The following is a 13,993-nucleotide window of genomic DNA, read 5'->3' as shown; positions in this document are numbered from 1 at the left end:
ACCCCGCGTTCCCGATCGCGCACGACAGGCGACACCGCCGCTGTGACTCGCTAAGACACTCCCAATGTCCGACTCCTTCCTCGCCCTCGACATCCCCGAACAGCCTGCCGCCGCGCAGCCATACCGCGTGCTGGCGCGCAAATATCGGCCGCAGACGTTCAGCCAGTTGATCGGGCAGGACGCGATGGTCACGACGCTGGGCAACGCGATCAAACGCGGGCGCCTGGCCCATGCGTTCCTGCTGACCGGCGTGCGCGGGGTCGGCAAGACGTCGACCGCGCGGCTGATCGCAAAGGCGCTGAACTGTATCGGGCCGGACGGGCAGGGCGGGCCGACCATCGATCCGTGCGGGATGTGCGAGCCGTGCCGCGCGATCGCCGAGGGGCGGCACATCGACGTGGTCGAGATCGACGCCGCGTCGAACAACGGCGTCGACAGCGTGCGAGAGATGACCGAGGCGGTGCGCTATGCCGCGGTGTCGGCGCGCTTCAAGATCTACATCATCGACGAAGTGCACATGATGTCGACGCCGGCGTTCAACGCGCTGCTGAAGACGCTGGAAGAGCCGCCCGCGCACGTCAAATTCCTGCTGGCGACGACCGAGGTGCACAAGGTGCCGGTCACGGTCCTGTCGCGTTGCCAGCGGTTCGACCTGCGGCGTATCCCCGCCGACCTGTTGGCCGGGCACTTCGCCCATGTGGTCGAGGCCGAGGGGGTCGAGGCCGAGCCGGAGGCGCTGCAACTGATCGCTCGCGCGGCCGAAGGGTCTGCGCGGGACGGGCTGTCGATCCTCGACCAGGCGATTGCCCATGGCGGGCTGGACGGCGAAGGCGTGCGGGCCGATGCGGTGCGGCAGATGCTGGGCCTGTCGGATCGCGGCGCGATCCGGACGTTGTTCGACCTGTTGCTGAAGGCCGATGGGCCGGGGGCGCTCAGGGCGCTGCGTGCGCAATATGATCTGGGCGTCGATCCGGCGTCGGTGCTGCGGACCTTGCTGGAAACCGTCCATGCGGTGACGATCGTCAAGGTCGGCGGGGATCGCGGGCCGGGTCAGTCGGCCGAGGAACGCGCGGCGTTCGACGGGTGGAGCGCGCTGTCGTTTCCGATGCTGCACCGGCTGTGGCAGCTGTTGCTGAAGGGGCATGAGGAAGTGTCGCGCGCGGCGTTGCCGATCGAGGCGTGCGAGATGGCGTTGCTGCGCATCGTCCATGCGTCGTCGCTGCCCGATCCGGGGACGCTGGCGAAGCAGCTTGCCGCCGGGCAGGTGCCGGCGATCGGTGCGCCTTCGGCATCCGCGCCCGTTCCCGCCGCCGAACCGGTCGCGGTCGCCGACCCGGTGCCCGAGACGGCCGAGCAGGTCGCGCAACTATTGTCGAAGCATGGTCGGCATTCGCTGGAGGCGCAGTTTCGCAATTGCGCGCGGCTGATCCGGCTGGAGCCGCAGCTGGTCGAACTGAGCGGGGCGCGGCCCTTGCCCGCCGACTTCACCCGTGATCTGGAAAATGCGCTGAAGGGGATCACTGGCAGCCATTGGCGCGTTCTGATCGGCGAGGGGGCGGGCGAACCGACCTTGCGCGAACAGGAAACGGCGAAGGCGGAATCGGAGCGCGAACAGGTCCTCAATTCGCCGCTGGTACAGGCGGCACTGGCGGCGTTTCCGGACGCCACCCTCGATCATTGGCAACGCAGCGACGGGAGTATCGCGCGATGAAGAATCTCGACGACATCATGGCCATGGCGCAGAACGTGCAGAACGAACTGACCAAGGCGCAGGCAAACCTCGACACGATTGAGGTCGACGGACAATCGGGCGGCGGGCTGGTGAAGGTCCGCGCCTCGGCCAAGGGGCGCATCCTGGGCGTCGATATCGATGATTCGCTGTTGCAGCCGTCGGAGAAGCAGATGCTGGAGGACCTGATCGTCGCCGCGTTCAACGATGCGCGGGCGAAGGCGGATGCCGCGAGTTCGACCGAAATGTCGAAGCTGACCAACGGCCTGCCCTTGCCGCCCGGGTTCAAGCTGCCGTTCTAACCGGTTCGGAACGCTGCTGGAACAAGCGGCGGACGTGGCGGTTCATGGCTGCATCAATCTTGAGGGAGAGAGGCCATGGAACCCGACCGTATCGAAACGACCACCAGCGGCGCGCCGCATACCACGATCATCGAACGGCGCGGTTCGGGCGGCGGGCTGCTGATCGGCCTCGCGATCCTGCTGGCGGTGATCGTCGGGGCGTATTTCCTGCTGAACAACGCGAACAACGACAATGCCCGGACCGGCGCGGTCACGTCGGCGGCGAAGAGTGTCGGCGCTGCGGCGGACAAGGCGGGCGATGCGGTGGAGCGGGCGACGAAGTAACGGTCCCGTCCGGAGAGGACGACGATCGCGAAGACCCCGGTGCGAGCCGGGGTCTTTTCGTTTCAGTCAGTCTTCGTCATTCCGGCGTAGGCCGGAATCTATGGATACGGGCTGTTCCGTTAATGCGGCCGACGTTCCGTTACCATGGCTCCCGGCCTTCGCCGGGATGACGGTGCTTATTTGAGGCAGCTGTCCAGCCGCTCGCGTTGCACGATGCCGATGCGGCGTTCGATCGTGCGGGCGTAGCGGCGGGTGAAGCCGGTCGGGGCGATGCCGGCGCGCTTCTTGGGCAGCGGCAGGACGGCGGCGATCTGTGCCGCCTCGCGTGCGCCCAGCCTGTCGGCGCCATGCTTGAAATAGCGGCGTGCGCCGGCCTCCACGCCATAGGTGCCGATGCCGGTTTCGGCGACGTTGAGATAGACTTCCATGATCCGGCGCTTGCCCCACATCGCCTCGATCAGGACGGTGAAATAGGCTTCCATCGCTTTGCGGAAATAACCGCCGCCCTGCCACAGGAAGACGTTCTTCGCGGTCTGCTGGCTGATGGTCGATCCGCCACGAATGCGCCCGCCCTCGGCATTGCGGCGAGCAGCGTTGGCGATGGCGATATAATCGAAGCCGTTATGCGCGCAGAAGCGGCTGTCCTCTGCTGCAATCACCGCGCGGGGCATGTCGGGGTCGATTTTCGACAGCGGACGCCATGATTTGGTGACGCCGTGGCCGGTCGGCACGTCGCCCAGCATCGTAAGGGTGATCGGCGGCGGCACGAAGCGCAGGATCAGGACCCATAGGACCGAGAGTATCACGAAGCCGAGTATGGCCTTGAGCGCCCAGCCGGTGAGGCGGCGACCCCAGCCTCGCGTGGCGGTGGTCTTTGGGCGGGATGCGGAGCGGGCGGCCATGAAGGCTCGCTAGCCGGAGCAAGCGGGCGAGGGCAAGGTGGCAACTGGCGTTGTCGCAGGAGCCGCTGGCGGCATGGGTTATGGATCGCGGACGTCGCCGAGATCACGGGAGGGCGGGCGCAGTCTCCGGAGTGGGTCATACCCCCCGTCGACGTATGGAGGGGGGGCAGGTCGGCAGCTGGCGTTTGTCCTAGGTCGGATCGACATTCAGGATTCCCAAACGCGCTGAACGGTGATTCATAAGCATCTGTGTTGTGGCGCGGAGCGGATAATGGGGATCGGGCGGTACGAGTTGAGCGAGGCGCAATGGTCCCGGATTGCCTCGCTGGTTCCGGGCAAGACGGCTGATCCTGGCCGAACGGGTTCGGATAACCGGCTGTTTGTGAATGGATGTTTGTGGGTGCTGCGCTCTGGCGCCCATTGGTGCGATCTGCCGGAGCGCTACGGCAAGTGGAAGACGGTGCATCGGCGTTTCAGCCGCTGGTGCCACGCTGGCGTCTGGGAGCGGGTGTTCGAGGCGCTGACGGTGGATCGCGACAATCAGTATCTGATGATCGACAGCACCATCGTTCGCGCTCACCAGCAGGCGGCGACCGGAAAAGGGGGGCAAGGATCAGGCGCTGGGGCGTTCCCGAGGCGGACTGACGACCAAGGTTCACATGCTCGCCGACACGTTCGGCCGACCTTTGCGGTTTCGCATCACGCCCGGCCAAGCCAGCGACATCGCCTCGGCACCCGCCCTGCTCGAAGGCCAGCGCGGCAAAGCTGTGCTCGCCGACAAGGCGTATGACGGCAATGACTTGCGTAGTCAGATCGCTGCGATGGACGCCGAGGCGGTGATCCCGTCCAAGCGCAACCGCAAGGTCGCCATCCCGCACGATGCCCTCATCTACAAGCATCGCAACCAAATCGAGAGATGCTTCGGTCGCCTCAAACATTTCCGACGCTTCGCTACTCGCTACGACCGCCGCATCATCCACTTCACCGGCTTCGTCCATCTCGCCGCTGCCGTAATCTGGCTACGATGAATGTCGATCCGGCCTAGAGCCGCAGGCCACATGGGTTATGGATCCCGGTCTTCGCCGGGATGACGATTGGGGGGGGCGGGTGTGGGACGCCCCCCCTGATTGTTACACCGCTGCGAGCATCCGGCGGTCGCCGGCGAGGCGCATCATGGCTTTCTGCAGCTTCTCGAAGGCACGGACCTCGATCTGGCGGACGCGTTCGCGGCTGACGCCATAGACCTGGGAGAGTTCCTCCAAGGTCTTCGGGTCGTCGGTCAGGCGGCGTTCGGTCAGGATGTGCTTTTCACGGTCGTTGAGGTCGTCCATCGCCTCTACCAACATCCCGTGGCGGACGTCGGCCTCCTGCGCTTCGGCAACGACCGAATCCTGCAGCGGACCGTCGTCGGCCAGCCAGTCCTGCCACTGGCTCTCGCCATCCTCGCGCATGGGGACGTTCAGCGACGTGTCGCCGCCCATCGCCATGCGGCGGTTCATCGAGGTCACTTCCTCTTCGGTCACGCCGAGGTCGGTTGCGATCTTCTGAAGATGCTCGGGCGACAGGTCGCCGTCCTCGAACGCGTCGAGCTTCGACTTCATCCGGCGCAGGTTGAAGAACAGCTTCTTCTGCGCGGCGGTCGTGCCCATCTTCACGAGGCTCCACGAACGCAGGATGAATTCTTGGATCGAGGCGCGAATCCACCACATGGCATAGGTGGCGAGGCGGAAGCCCCGGTCCGGCTCGAACTTCTTCACGCCCTGCATCAGACCGATATTCCCTTCGGAAATTAGTTCGCTGACCGGCAGGCCATAGCCGCGATAGCCCATCGCGATCTTGGCGACGAGGCGCAGGTGCGAGGTGACCAGCTGTGCCGCCGCCTCCGGATCGCCATGTTCCTGAAACCGCTTGGCGAGCATATATTCCTGCTCGGGCGCGAGGATCGGGAACTTGCGGATTTCGGAGAGATAGCGGTTGAGGCTCGCCTCGCCGCCAAGCGCCGGGATCGTCGCCGGGACGTTGCTGCCAGTTGCCATCGCGTGAAACTCCCTTTGTCCTTGGTGGCTGTACCGCATCGCGGAATCGCCGAAACCTATACGTGAAGATGGTCCAACAGTTCCTGCATGTCTGCCGGAAGGTCACTATCGAACGACAAAGCGTTTTTTGTGACCGGATGGATGAACCCCAGATGTGCGGCGTGCAATGCCTGCCGGCGGAAATCGAGCGTTTCCAGCTGGGCCTTCAGCGCCGGTCGACGCCCGGCATAGACCGGATCGCCCAGCAGCGGATGGCCGATGGACGCCATGTGGACGCGCACCTGGTGCGTGCGCCCGGTTTCCAGCCGGCATTCGATCAGCGATGCCCCAGCAAGTTGCCGAAGTTTGCGAAAGTGGGTCACCGCATGTTTTGCGGTGGGGCTGTGGACGATGGCCATCTTCTTGCGATCATTGGGGGAACGCGCCAGTGGCGCATCCACCGTTCCCGCCGAAGTTGACACCCGGCCCGCCGCGATCGCGAGATAGCGGCGATCGATGCTGTGGTCCTTGAACTGTTTCGCCAGTCCTTCGTGCGAAACATCGTCCTTGGCGACGACCAGCAGCCCCGACGTATCCTTGTCGATACGGTGGACGATGCCCGGCCGGGCGACGCCGCCGATGCCCGACAGCTTGCCCGCGCAGTGGTGCAGGAGGGCATTGACCAGCGTCCCGTCGAGATTGCCGGCGGCGGGATGAACGACCAGCCCGGCGGGCTTGTCCACCACGATCAGATGGTCGTCCTCATAGGCGACGACCAGCGGAATATCCTGCGCCACATTGTCCAGCGGGACGGCGGCGGGGACGGTGATCGTGAAGACCTGCCCGGCGGTCACCTTGCGCTTGCCGTCCGATACCGGGCCGTCGCTACCCTGGATATGGCCGGCGGCGAGCAGCGCCTTGATCCGTTCGCGCGAGAGGTCGGCGACGACCTCGGCCAATGCCTTGTCGATCCGCTGCCCGTGCGTCGCGTCGGTGATGCGCGCCTCGATCGTGGAAACCCCCCGGTCCATTGGATAGGAGATGGCGATGGAACCGGAAATTTCAAGCGAGTTGCTGGGTAAACTGTTACGGGCGGCCAACGAAAGTGCGACCGAGATTTGCGGCATCCTGCGCGGGACGGGTGACGCCATTGCCGTTGCGGAACCAGCGCCGAACGTGGCCGCCGACCCGGCACGGCATTTCGAGATCGACCCGGCAATGCTGTTCGCCGCGCTGCGCGATGCACGTCGGGGCGGGCCGGCGGTGCTGGGATGGTATCATTCGCACCCCTCGGGCAGTGCCGATCCGTCCGCGACCGATGCGGCGCAGGCGGCGGCGGATGGCAAGCTGTGGCTGATCGTCGGCGGCGGCACCGTCCGGCTGTGGCGGGCGGTCGCGGGCGGGGCACGGCACGGCCGGTTCGATCCCGTGACCTTCGCCGTAAAGCAAGCCGGCCACGTTGAAAAAAACTGTGAAGCGGTGCACATGGACGGGGCCGGGCGGACGATGACGTTCGCCAAAGCACAAGGGTCGTCGCATTGAACATCAGCCCAGCCGATTTCGCCAGCCTGCTGTGTTCGCGATTGTGCCATGACCTGCTCAGCCCCGTCGGTGCGCTCAACAACGGGCTGGAACTGCTGGCCGACGAGCATGACCCGGATATGCGGGCACGGTGCCTCGAACTGCTGGCCGACAGCGCGCGGGCGTCGGCGAACAAACTGAAATTCTTCCGCCTCGCCTTCGGCGCGTCGGGTGGCCTGGGCGATTCGATCGATACGCGGGAGGCGCGGGCCGCGCTCGAAGGGCTGTTCGGCGACAATCACCGGGTGCAGCTGGGCTGGATGGTCGATGCACCGTCGCTGCCCAAGCCGGCGGTCAAGGTGCTGCTGAACCTCGCGCTGATCGCCGGCGACGCGCTGGTGCGGGGTGGGCAGCTGGATATCGGCGCGGAGCCTACCGCCAACGGGATCGACATTGCGGTGCGGGCCGATGGCCTGCGCATCGTGCTGGACGCCGAATTGCGCGGTGCGCTGCTGGGCGATGCGGCGATGATGACGCCGCGCGCCGCCGCAGCCTGTCTCGCGCGCGAGCTGGTCGAGCAGAGCGGGGGCACGTTGCAGGTGTCGCCGGTCGATTCGCCCGTACTGCTGTTCGGGGCGTCGCTGATTACGAGGTGAGGGTTCGACGCTGCGTCGTTTATGCGTCATCCCAGCGAAGGCTGGGATCTCCCGGTCGTAGCGCGGGGCAGGAGCCGCTTGAGACCCCAGCCTTCGCTGGGGTGACGGTGTGGCCGGGGACGTCACCGGTTCATCCGCACTAACCCGGCCTTAACCTGATCCCGCCCATGGTCGCGCCACAACCGGGCGGGGCCGCATGGACGATCTGTTACAGGAATTCATTGCCGAGACCCGCGAGACGCTGGAGGCGTTGTCGACGGAGGTCGTCGCGTGGGAAGCCGCGCCCGACGATCGCGCCCGGCTGGATGCCATCTTCCGCTTCGTCCACACGGTAAAGGGCAGCTGCGGCTTCCTCGACCTGCCGCGTCTGTTGCGGCTCAGCCATGCGGCCGAGGATACGCTGTGCGAGGTCCGCGACGGGCGACGGCGGCCCGACCGGGCGCTGGTCGATGCAGTGCTGGCGATCGTCGACCGCATCGGCGAACTGGTCGAGGCGATCGATGCCGGCCTGCCGCTGACCGACGAGGGCGAAGACGACCTGATCGCGGCGCTGGCGCCGGGGGCGGGCAACGCGCAGGCCAACTCGCCGGTGGCGGCCGCCGCCATCGCGCAAGGCCGCGCGCCGCTGCGCAGTGTCCGGCTGAATGTCGACCTGCTCGATCGGATGATGAGCGGCATGTCGGACATGGTGCTGGTCCGCAACGAACTGTTCCGGCGGCTGCGCGACCTCGATCTCGACCCGGCGGTCGAGGGGGCGCTGGAGCGGCTGTCGGCATCGGTCGCCGACATGCGCGACGCGGTGACGCGCACGCGGATGCAGAAGATCGAGACGCTGTTCTCGCCGCTGCCGCGAATCGTGCGCGATACGGCGGCGGCGGTGGGCAAGGCGGTGACGCTGACCGTCGATGGCAGCGATGTCGAGCTGGACCGCGAGATGATTGAGGTCATGCGCGACCCGCTGGTCCATCTGGTCCGCAACGCCATCGACCATGGCATCGAAGCGCCGGTCGAGCGCCGCATGGCCGGCAAGCGCGAGAGTGGCCGGCTGCACGTATCGGCGCGACAGTCCGGCAACCAGATCGTCATCGAGATCATCGACGACGGACGCGGCATCGATACCGAACGGCTGATCGCCAAATTGTCCCGCACGGGGCAGCGCAGCGAGGCGGAACTGCGTCAGTTGACGCCGCGTCAGCAATGCGAGCTGGTGTTCGCGCCGGGGCTGTCGTCGCGCGATGTCGCGACCGAGATTTCGGGACGGGGTGTCGGCATGGACGTGGTCCGTGCGGCGATCGACCAGATCGGCGGGCGGGTCACGCTGGACAACAAGCCCGGTCGGGGCCTGCGCATCGCGGTGCAGGTTCCGCTGACGCTGTCGATCGTATCGACCATCGTCGTGCGCGCAGGGGAGCATCGCTTCGCCATATCGCGCCAGACGATCGGCGAGATCGTGCGCCTGCGCGGCGCGAATATCCGCATCGACCAGCTGGGCGATATCGACATCGTCCAGATCCGCGACCGCCGCATCCCGATGGTCGATCTGTGCAAGGTTATCGGGGGCGGATCGACGCCGGGAACGTGCGGCCGGATGCTGGTTGTCGTCGGGATCGGCGGCGGCGACTATGCGCTGCTGGTCGACGACGTGCTGGATACCGAGGAGCTGGTCGTCAAGCCCGCCGCGCCCGCGGTGATGGCGACCGGGCTGTTCGCCGGGCAGACGCTGCCCGATACCGGTGAGCCGATGCTGATGCTCGACTGCGCGGGGGTCGCGCATGTCGCCGGGCTGAGCTTTTCCGACGCGATGGACCGCGAGCTGGCGGCCGAGGCGGAAGCGGCGGAGGAACCGGGGGTCAGGGCGCTGCTGTTCGACGACCTCGACGGCCATCGGCGCGTCATTCCCCTGGCGGTGATCGACCGGATCGAACGGATCGCGGCCGGCAGCCTGCAACGCAGTTCGGGGCGCGTGTGGCTGGCGATCGACGGGCGGGTGTTGCCGGTGGTGGCCCGGATCGCCGACGGGTTGGAACAGGTCACCAGCGTCCTGCGCCTGACCGACGGATCGGTCGAGCTGGCCTATACCATCGACGATGCGGTCGATATCGTGACGCTGCCCGAACTGGCGGCGCCGGCGATGGAGGTCGGGCCGAGCTGCGGCATCGTGCTGCTGGACGGGGAACAGGTCGAGCAGGTCGATCCGCTGTGGCTGTTCGAACATCACGCGCGGATGGTGGCCGCGCCATCGGACGGGCCGAAGGCCATTGCGCGCCCGACATGCCTGCTGGCCGATGGTGGCAGCGGGTGGATGCGCACCTTCCTGCGGCCGATGCTGGAACAGGCTGGATATCGCGCGGTCGAACGGCTGCGGGACGACGAACGACCGGCGCTGGTCCTGACGCAGGATGATGCCGTCGCGCCGGTCGTGCCCGGTGCGGGCACGCCGGTCGTCCGGCTGCGCGCGTCGCCGGCCGATACCGGGGACGGCAGCATCTATCGCTACGACCGCGAGGGCGTGCTGCAGGCCGTGCGACGGGCAATGGGGAAGTAAGGATGCCGAAGCTGTTCCTCCTCGCCCGTGTCGCCGGACAGGATGTCGCCATCCTGTCCGACCATGTCGGATCGGTGGTCGATATCGCCGATATCTCCCCCGTTCCCCGGACCTCGCCCGCCGTCCGCGGCCTTGCCGCGCTGCGCAGCCGCGTGGTCACGGTGATCGATACCGCACTGGCGATCGATCCGGCCAACACGCCGTGCAGCCACCGGCGCGCAGCGGTGACGCAGGTCGACGGACATCATTATGCGTTGCTGGTCGACATGCTCGACGACGCATTTCGCGCCGAGGTTCGCGCCCTGTCCTCGGGGTTGATGCCCGGCCCGGCATGGGGGCCGGTCGTGTCGGGGATGATCGACCATGACGGGCGCGCGGTGCTGATCCTCGACGTCGCGGCGGTGGTCGCGCGGGCGGCGGGAAGCGTGCGCAGCGTCGCCTGACGGATTTAACGGCCTGCTTACGAAGTCGCGTTAGGCTGGCCCGGTGCAGAGTAGGATGTCGTCATGAAGAGTTGCCTGGTCGTCGATGATTCGAAGGTGATCCGCAAGGTCGCGCGGCACATCCTGGAAACCCTGCAGTTCGAGGTTCGCGAGGCCGGCGACGGGCGCGAGGCGCTGGACCGCTGTGCCGAACGGCAGCCCGACGTCATCCTGCTCGACTGGAACATGCCGGTGATGAGCGGCATGGATTTCCTGCGGGCGCTGCGCCAGAGCGACGGCGGCCTGCATCCCAAGGTCGTATTCTGCACGACCGAGAACGGCATGGCCTATATCCGCGCCGCGATCGAGGCGGGTGCCGACGAATATGTGATGAAACCGTTCGATCGCGAGACGCTGGAAAGCAAGCTCCAGATCGTCGGCGTCGCATAACGGCGATCGGGGTGGTCGCCGCCTGCCTACGACCAGCGGTGCCCGACCCCGGTGCGTTGCGGGTGATGATCGTCGATGATTCGGCGGTCACGCGCTGCGTCATCACCCGGATCGTCGACGCCATTCCGGACTGTGAAGTCCTTGCCGCCGTGGGTGGCATCGCGCAGGCGCAGGCGGTATTGCGCGACCACGTCGTCGACCTGATCCTGCTGGACATCAACCTGCCGGGCATCGACGGCCTGTCCGGGCTGCCGGCGCTGTTCGCGCTCGCACCCGATGCGCGGGTCATCATCCTGTCGGGCAGCTGCGCCGCCGGTTCGCCGACCGCGCTGCACGCGATGTCGCTGGGCGCGGCCGCGACGCTGGCCAAGCCCGAATCGAGTCCATTGGCCGGGGGGTTCGCCGAACGGCTGACCGCGCTGGTCGGCGATGTGATGGCCAAGCCGCGTTCGCCGGGCATGGCGGGGGTGCGGAGCGATCCGTTCGACGTCATCGCCATCGGTGCGTCGACGGGCGGTATCCATGCGCTGTCGCGGCTGCTGCGGACGTTGCCCGACGATATGGACGTACCGATCCTCGTCACGCAGCACCTGCCCGGATCGTTCACCGAATATTTCGCGCAGCAGCTGACAACGCTGGCGCGCCGACCGGTCGATGTCGCCCGCGACAGCCTGCGGGTACAGCGGGGGCGGATGATCCTGGCGCCCGGCGACGCGCATGTCCGCATCGTGCCGACGACGGACGGCGCTGCCACCCGGCTGGATCGTCGACCGGCAATCAGCGGTTGCATGCCCTCGGTCGATCCGATGTTCGAATCGGTGGCGGAGGTGTTCGGCGAACGGGCCTTGGCGGTCGTCCTGTCGGGCATGGGCCGGGACGGATGCCGTGGTGCCGAGCGTATTCGCGCGGCAGGCGGCGTCGTCGCGGTGCAGGACCGTGACAGTTCGGTCGTGTGGGGTATGCCCGGCGCGATCGCCGAGAGCGGCCTTGCCTCCACCATCGGTACTCCCGACCAGCTGGGCGCCTTCATTGCCCAGAGAAAGCGCTCCGCATGACCATGCCGCAGGGCGCACCGCCGTTGAGCCACGCGGCGAGCAAGATCGTCACCCTGCTCGAACAGCGTACCGGGCAACAACTCGATGCCGGGCGCGCATGGCGGATCGACAGTGCGCTGCAACCGATGCTGCGCGAACGTGGCCTCGCGTCGCTCGACGAACTGGTCGCGCGCATCGCCGAGGGGGGGCGGTGCGAAAAGGGTCTGGCCGAGCTGGTCGTCGATGCCCTGCTGAACCAGGAAACGTCGTTCTTTCGCGACTCGTCGGTCCTCGACCAGGTGGTCGCGGCGGCGGCCGACATGGCGGCGGGTTCGCAGCGCCGGCTGCGCATCTGGTCGGCGGCCTGTTCGACCGGGCAGGAACCGCTGTCGCTCGCGATGTTGTTCGCCGAGGCGCAGGAGCGTGACGGGCTGGTCCTGCCCGAACTGCGCGCGACCGACATTTCGACCCGCGCGCTGCTGCGGGCCCGCACCGGGCGCTATACCCAGTTCGAGATTCAGCGCGGGCTGTCGATACGCAGGATGATGCGCTGGTTCGACGTGCAGGAGGAGTGGTGGGAGGCGAAGCCCGAACTGCGTTTCCGCCTGTTGTACAGCCAGCAGAATTTGCTGTCCGATCCGATGCCGGCGGGTAAGTTCGACATCATATTGTGCCGCAACGTGCTGTTGTACCTGTCGCCCGCGGCACGACGGGTGGTGCTGGACCGGATCGCCGGAGTGTTGCGGCCGGGCGGACTGCTGGTGCTGGGGGCGGGTGAGACGGTGAGCGGCCATACCGAGGCGCTGGTCCCCTCCGAACGCTATCGCGGCATGTACCGGCCGGCGGCGCATTAGGATCTCGGGCGCGGGCTTGCCTTTCCCTGCGTCCCGCCGCAATCGGGTGGCGATGCGGGTGAGGGGAGGGCCGGGATGGAGATGATCGATACGCCGTCGCCCAATTTCGGCGAACGCGGGCTGCCCGTGACGATGATCGTGCTGCACTATACCGGGATGGCCGATGCGGCGTCGGCCATCGCGCGGCTGACCGATCCGGCGTCGCAGGTGTCGGCGCATTACCTGATCGACGAGGACGGCACGATCCATCGCTTGGTCGCCGAGGACAAGCGCGCATGGCATGCGGGCCGTTCGCACTGGCGCGGGATCACCGACGTGAACAGCGCGTCGATCGGCATCGAACTGGTCAATCCGGGCCATGAATGGGGTTATCGGGAGTTTCCGGCGGCGCAGATCGATGCGCTGATCCCGCTGGTCCATGCGATCAAGGACCGGCACGCGATCACGCGGGGCAATGTCGTCGGCCATTCGGATATCGCGCCGGTGCGCAAGCAGGACCCGGGCGAGCTGTTCCCATGGAACCGCCTGTCACGCCTCCGGCTCGCGCTCCCTAGACCGACCCGCAACCTGATGGACCCGGGCTGGAGCGACGCGGGGTTCCTGCTGGCGCTCGAACGTTTCGGCTATGATGTGTCCGACGCGACCGCCGCCACTGCCGCGTTCCAGCGGCGCTTTCGCCCGGAGATGGTCGACGGGGTGATCGACGGCGAATGCCGGATGCTCCTGCTCGCGCTGCTGTTGCCCAAGCCGCAAGGCGACGATTGAACCGGCGCGCGCGGTCCGCTAGGGGCGGCGGGGTCAGAGGGTCGGGCGGCCGCGTCACGCGTCATGCGTGCCGAGGAAAGTCCGGGCTCCACGGAAACGACGGTGCCGGGTAACGCCCGGCGGGCTTCGGGGTTTCGGCTCCGGGGTTCAGGGACAGTGCCACAGAGAGCAGACGGCCTTTGGCTTCGGCCGGGTTACGGTGAAAGGGTGCGGTAAGAGCGCACCGCGCGGCTGGTAACAGCGGCGGCATGGCAAACCCCACCGGGAGCAAGACCGAATAGGGGCGGCATGGAATGCGCAAGCATTCCGGGGCATGTTCCGGCCCGCCGCCCGGGTTGGTTGCTGGAGACGGCGCGCAAGCGTCGTCCGAGAGGAATGGTCGCCTATCCCGTTTCGGCGGGTGGACAGAACCCGGCTTACAGACCCTCTGACATTCAGGCGCGACAATGGGTTGCGCGTGCGGCACGGCGGCTT

Annotated in this window: 14 protein-coding genes, 1 other RNA gene and 1 pseudogene; 13 read left to right on the top strand and 3 right to left on the bottom strand. The window is 67.0% G+C overall.

Going from position 1 to position 13,993, the window contains the following annotated elements; all coding sequences use genetic code 11:
* The first annotated feature begins 64 nt into the window (after window positions 1–64).
* The 3 genes from MF609_RS05455 (at window position 65) to MF609_RS05445 (ending at window position 2,355) form a co-directional block, all read left to right on the top strand.
* Window positions 65–1,711 carry a DNA polymerase III subunit gamma/tau gene (locus tag MF609_RS05455; protein WP_242415298.1) on the top strand — a complete coding sequence of 549 codons (1,647 nt, stop codon included), beginning with the start codon at window positions 65–67 and terminating at the stop codon, window positions 1,709–1,711.
* Window positions 1,708–2,031, top strand: a complete 324-nt coding sequence (locus MF609_RS05450) for a YbaB/EbfC family nucleoid-associated protein (RefSeq protein WP_066689100.1) — start codon at window positions 1,708–1,710, stop codon at window positions 2,029–2,031. Before MF609_RS05455 ends, MF609_RS05450 begins: the two co-directional genes overlap by 4 nt.
* A gap of 75 nt (window positions 2,032–2,106) precedes the next feature.
* Complete coding sequence (locus MF609_RS05445; RefSeq protein ID WP_242415297.1) at window positions 2,107–2,355, top strand: hypothetical protein; 249 nt, start codon at window positions 2,107–2,109, stop codon at window positions 2,353–2,355.
* A 176-nt stretch (window positions 2,356–2,531) separates the two neighbouring features.
* Here MF609_RS05445 and mtgA read toward each other — a convergent pair whose 3' ends face one another.
* Complete coding sequence (gene mtgA, locus MF609_RS05440; RefSeq protein ID WP_242415296.1) at window positions 2,532–3,257, bottom strand: monofunctional biosynthetic peptidoglycan transglycosylase; 726 nt, start codon at window positions 3,255–3,257, stop codon at window positions 2,532–2,534.
* A gap of 271 nt (window positions 3,258–3,528) precedes the next feature.
* Here mtgA and MF609_RS05435 point away from each other — a divergent pair.
* A pseudogene (locus tag MF609_RS05435) lies at window positions 3,529–4,285 on the top strand (IS5 family transposase).
* Window positions 4,286–4,387: 102 nt separating this feature from the next.
* Here the strand turns inward: MF609_RS05435 and rpoH are convergent.
* Both rpoH and MF609_RS05425 read right to left on the bottom strand, forming a co-directional pair.
* The gene (rpoH, locus tag MF609_RS05430) at window positions 4,388–5,293 is read right to left on the bottom strand and encodes an RNA polymerase sigma factor RpoH (protein WP_242415295.1); all 906 of its coding nucleotides are present in this window, start codon (window positions 5,291–5,293) and stop codon (window positions 4,388–4,390) included.
* Between the two features lie 56 nt (window positions 5,294–5,349).
* The gene (locus MF609_RS05425) at window positions 5,350–6,303 is read right to left on the bottom strand and encodes an RluA family pseudouridine synthase (protein WP_242415294.1); all 954 of its coding nucleotides are present in this window, start codon (window positions 6,301–6,303) and stop codon (window positions 5,350–5,352) included.
* A gap of 16 nt (window positions 6,304–6,319) precedes the next feature.
* Here MF609_RS05425 and MF609_RS05420 point away from each other — a divergent pair, with 16 nt between their 5' ends.
* The 9 genes from MF609_RS05420 to rnpB all read left to right on the top strand — a co-directional run bounded on the left by MF609_RS05420 (window position 6,320) and on the right by rnpB (window position 13,954).
* Complete coding sequence (locus tag MF609_RS05420; protein ID WP_419723061.1) at window positions 6,320–6,814, top strand: M67 family metallopeptidase; 495 nt, start codon at window positions 6,320–6,322, stop codon at window positions 6,812–6,814.
* Window positions 6,811–7,449 (top strand): histidine phosphotransferase family protein, encoded by a 639-nt coding sequence (locus MF609_RS05415; RefSeq protein ID WP_242415293.1) that lies wholly within the window; start codon window positions 6,811–6,813, stop codon window positions 7,447–7,449. The genes MF609_RS05420 and MF609_RS05415 overlap by 4 nt, the downstream gene beginning before the upstream one ends.
* A gap of 196 nt (window positions 7,450–7,645) precedes the next feature.
* Window positions 7,646–9,994: a chemotaxis protein CheA gene (locus tag MF609_RS05410; protein WP_242415292.1), complete on the top strand. Its 2,349-nt coding sequence runs from the start codon at window positions 7,646–7,648 to the stop codon at window positions 9,992–9,994.
* Window positions 9,995–9,996: 2 nt separating this feature from the next.
* Entirely contained in the window at window positions 9,997–10,437 is a 441-nt protein-coding gene (locus MF609_RS05405; RefSeq protein ID WP_242415291.1) for a chemotaxis protein CheW, read from the top strand.
* Window positions 10,438–10,500: 63 nt separating this feature from the next.
* Window positions 10,501–10,866 carry a response regulator gene (locus MF609_RS05400; RefSeq protein WP_242415290.1) on the top strand — a complete coding sequence of 122 codons (366 nt, stop codon included), beginning with the start codon at window positions 10,501–10,503 and terminating at the stop codon, window positions 10,864–10,866.
* Window positions 10,867–10,904: 38 nt separating this feature from the next.
* Window positions 10,905–11,921 (top strand): chemotaxis protein CheB, encoded by a 1,017-nt coding sequence (locus MF609_RS05395; protein ID WP_242415289.1) that lies wholly within the window; start codon window positions 10,905–10,907, stop codon window positions 11,919–11,921.
* A complete protein-coding gene (locus MF609_RS05390) occupies window positions 11,918–12,754 on the top strand; it encodes a CheR family methyltransferase (protein ID WP_242415288.1) in 837 nt (278 codons plus the stop codon). The genes MF609_RS05395 and MF609_RS05390 overlap by 4 nt, the downstream gene beginning before the upstream one ends.
* A 75-nt stretch (window positions 12,755–12,829) precedes the next feature.
* Window positions 12,830–13,519: an N-acetylmuramoyl-L-alanine amidase gene (locus MF609_RS05385; RefSeq protein WP_242415287.1), complete on the top strand. Its 690-nt coding sequence runs from the start codon at window positions 12,830–12,832 to the stop codon at window positions 13,517–13,519.
* 33 nt (window positions 13,520–13,552) lie between these two features.
* Window positions 13,553–13,954, top strand: an RNA gene (gene rnpB, locus MF609_RS05380) — RNase P RNA component class A.
* Window positions 13,955–13,993: the final 39 nt, after the last annotated feature.

Origin of the sequence: Sphingomonas panni (assembly GCF_022664435.1) — a bacterium.
Lineage (GTDB): Bacteria > Pseudomonadota > Alphaproteobacteria > Sphingomonadales > Sphingomonadaceae > Sphingomonas > Sphingomonas panni.
The sequence above is the reverse complement of the archived record's forward strand: the minus strand, read 5'-3'. Positions and strand labels throughout refer to the sequence as shown.

What these genes read in the sequence shown, in the direction of transcription:
- rpoH (WP_242415295.1), bottom strand. Translation starts at nt 5,293, where the DNA reads ATGGCAACTGGCAGCAACGTCCCGGCGACGATCCCGGCGCTTGGCGGC.
- MF609_RS05400 (WP_242415290.1), top strand. Translation starts at nt 10,501, where the DNA reads ATGAAGAGTTGCCTGGTCGTCGATGATTCGAAGGTGATCCGCAAGGTC.
- MF609_RS05405 (WP_242415291.1), top strand. Translation starts at nt 9,997, where the DNA reads ATGCCGAAGCTGTTCCTCCTCGCCCGTGTCGCCGGACAGGATGTCGCC.
- MF609_RS05445 (WP_242415297.1), top strand. Translation starts at nt 2,107, where the DNA reads ATGGAACCCGACCGTATCGAAACGACCACCAGCGGCGCGCCGCATACC.
- MF609_RS05420 (WP_419723061.1), top strand. Translation starts at nt 6,320, where the DNA reads ATGGAACCGGAAATTTCAAGCGAGTTGCTGGGTAAACTGTTACGGGCG.
- MF609_RS05410 (WP_242415292.1), top strand. Translation starts at nt 7,646, where the DNA reads ATGGACGATCTGTTACAGGAATTCATTGCCGAGACCCGCGAGACGCTG.
- MF609_RS05450 (WP_066689100.1), top strand. Translation starts at nt 1,708, where the DNA reads ATGAAGAATCTCGACGACATCATGGCCATGGCGCAGAACGTGCAGAAC.
- mtgA (WP_242415296.1), bottom strand. Translation starts at nt 3,257, where the DNA reads ATGGCCGCCCGCTCCGCATCCCGCCCAAAGACCACCGCCACGCGAGGC.
- MF609_RS05455 (WP_242415298.1), top strand. Translation starts at nt 65, where the DNA reads ATGTCCGACTCCTTCCTCGCCCTCGACATCCCCGAACAGCCTGCCGCC.
- MF609_RS05390 (WP_242415288.1), top strand. Translation starts at nt 11,918, where the DNA reads ATGACCATGCCGCAGGGCGCACCGCCGTTGAGCCACGCGGCGAGCAAG.
- MF609_RS05425 (WP_242415294.1), bottom strand. Translation starts at nt 6,303, where the DNA reads ATGGACCGGGGGGTTTCCACGATCGAGGCGCGCATCACCGACGCGACG.
- MF609_RS05385 (WP_242415287.1), top strand. Translation starts at nt 12,830, where the DNA reads ATGGAGATGATCGATACGCCGTCGCCCAATTTCGGCGAACGCGGGCTG.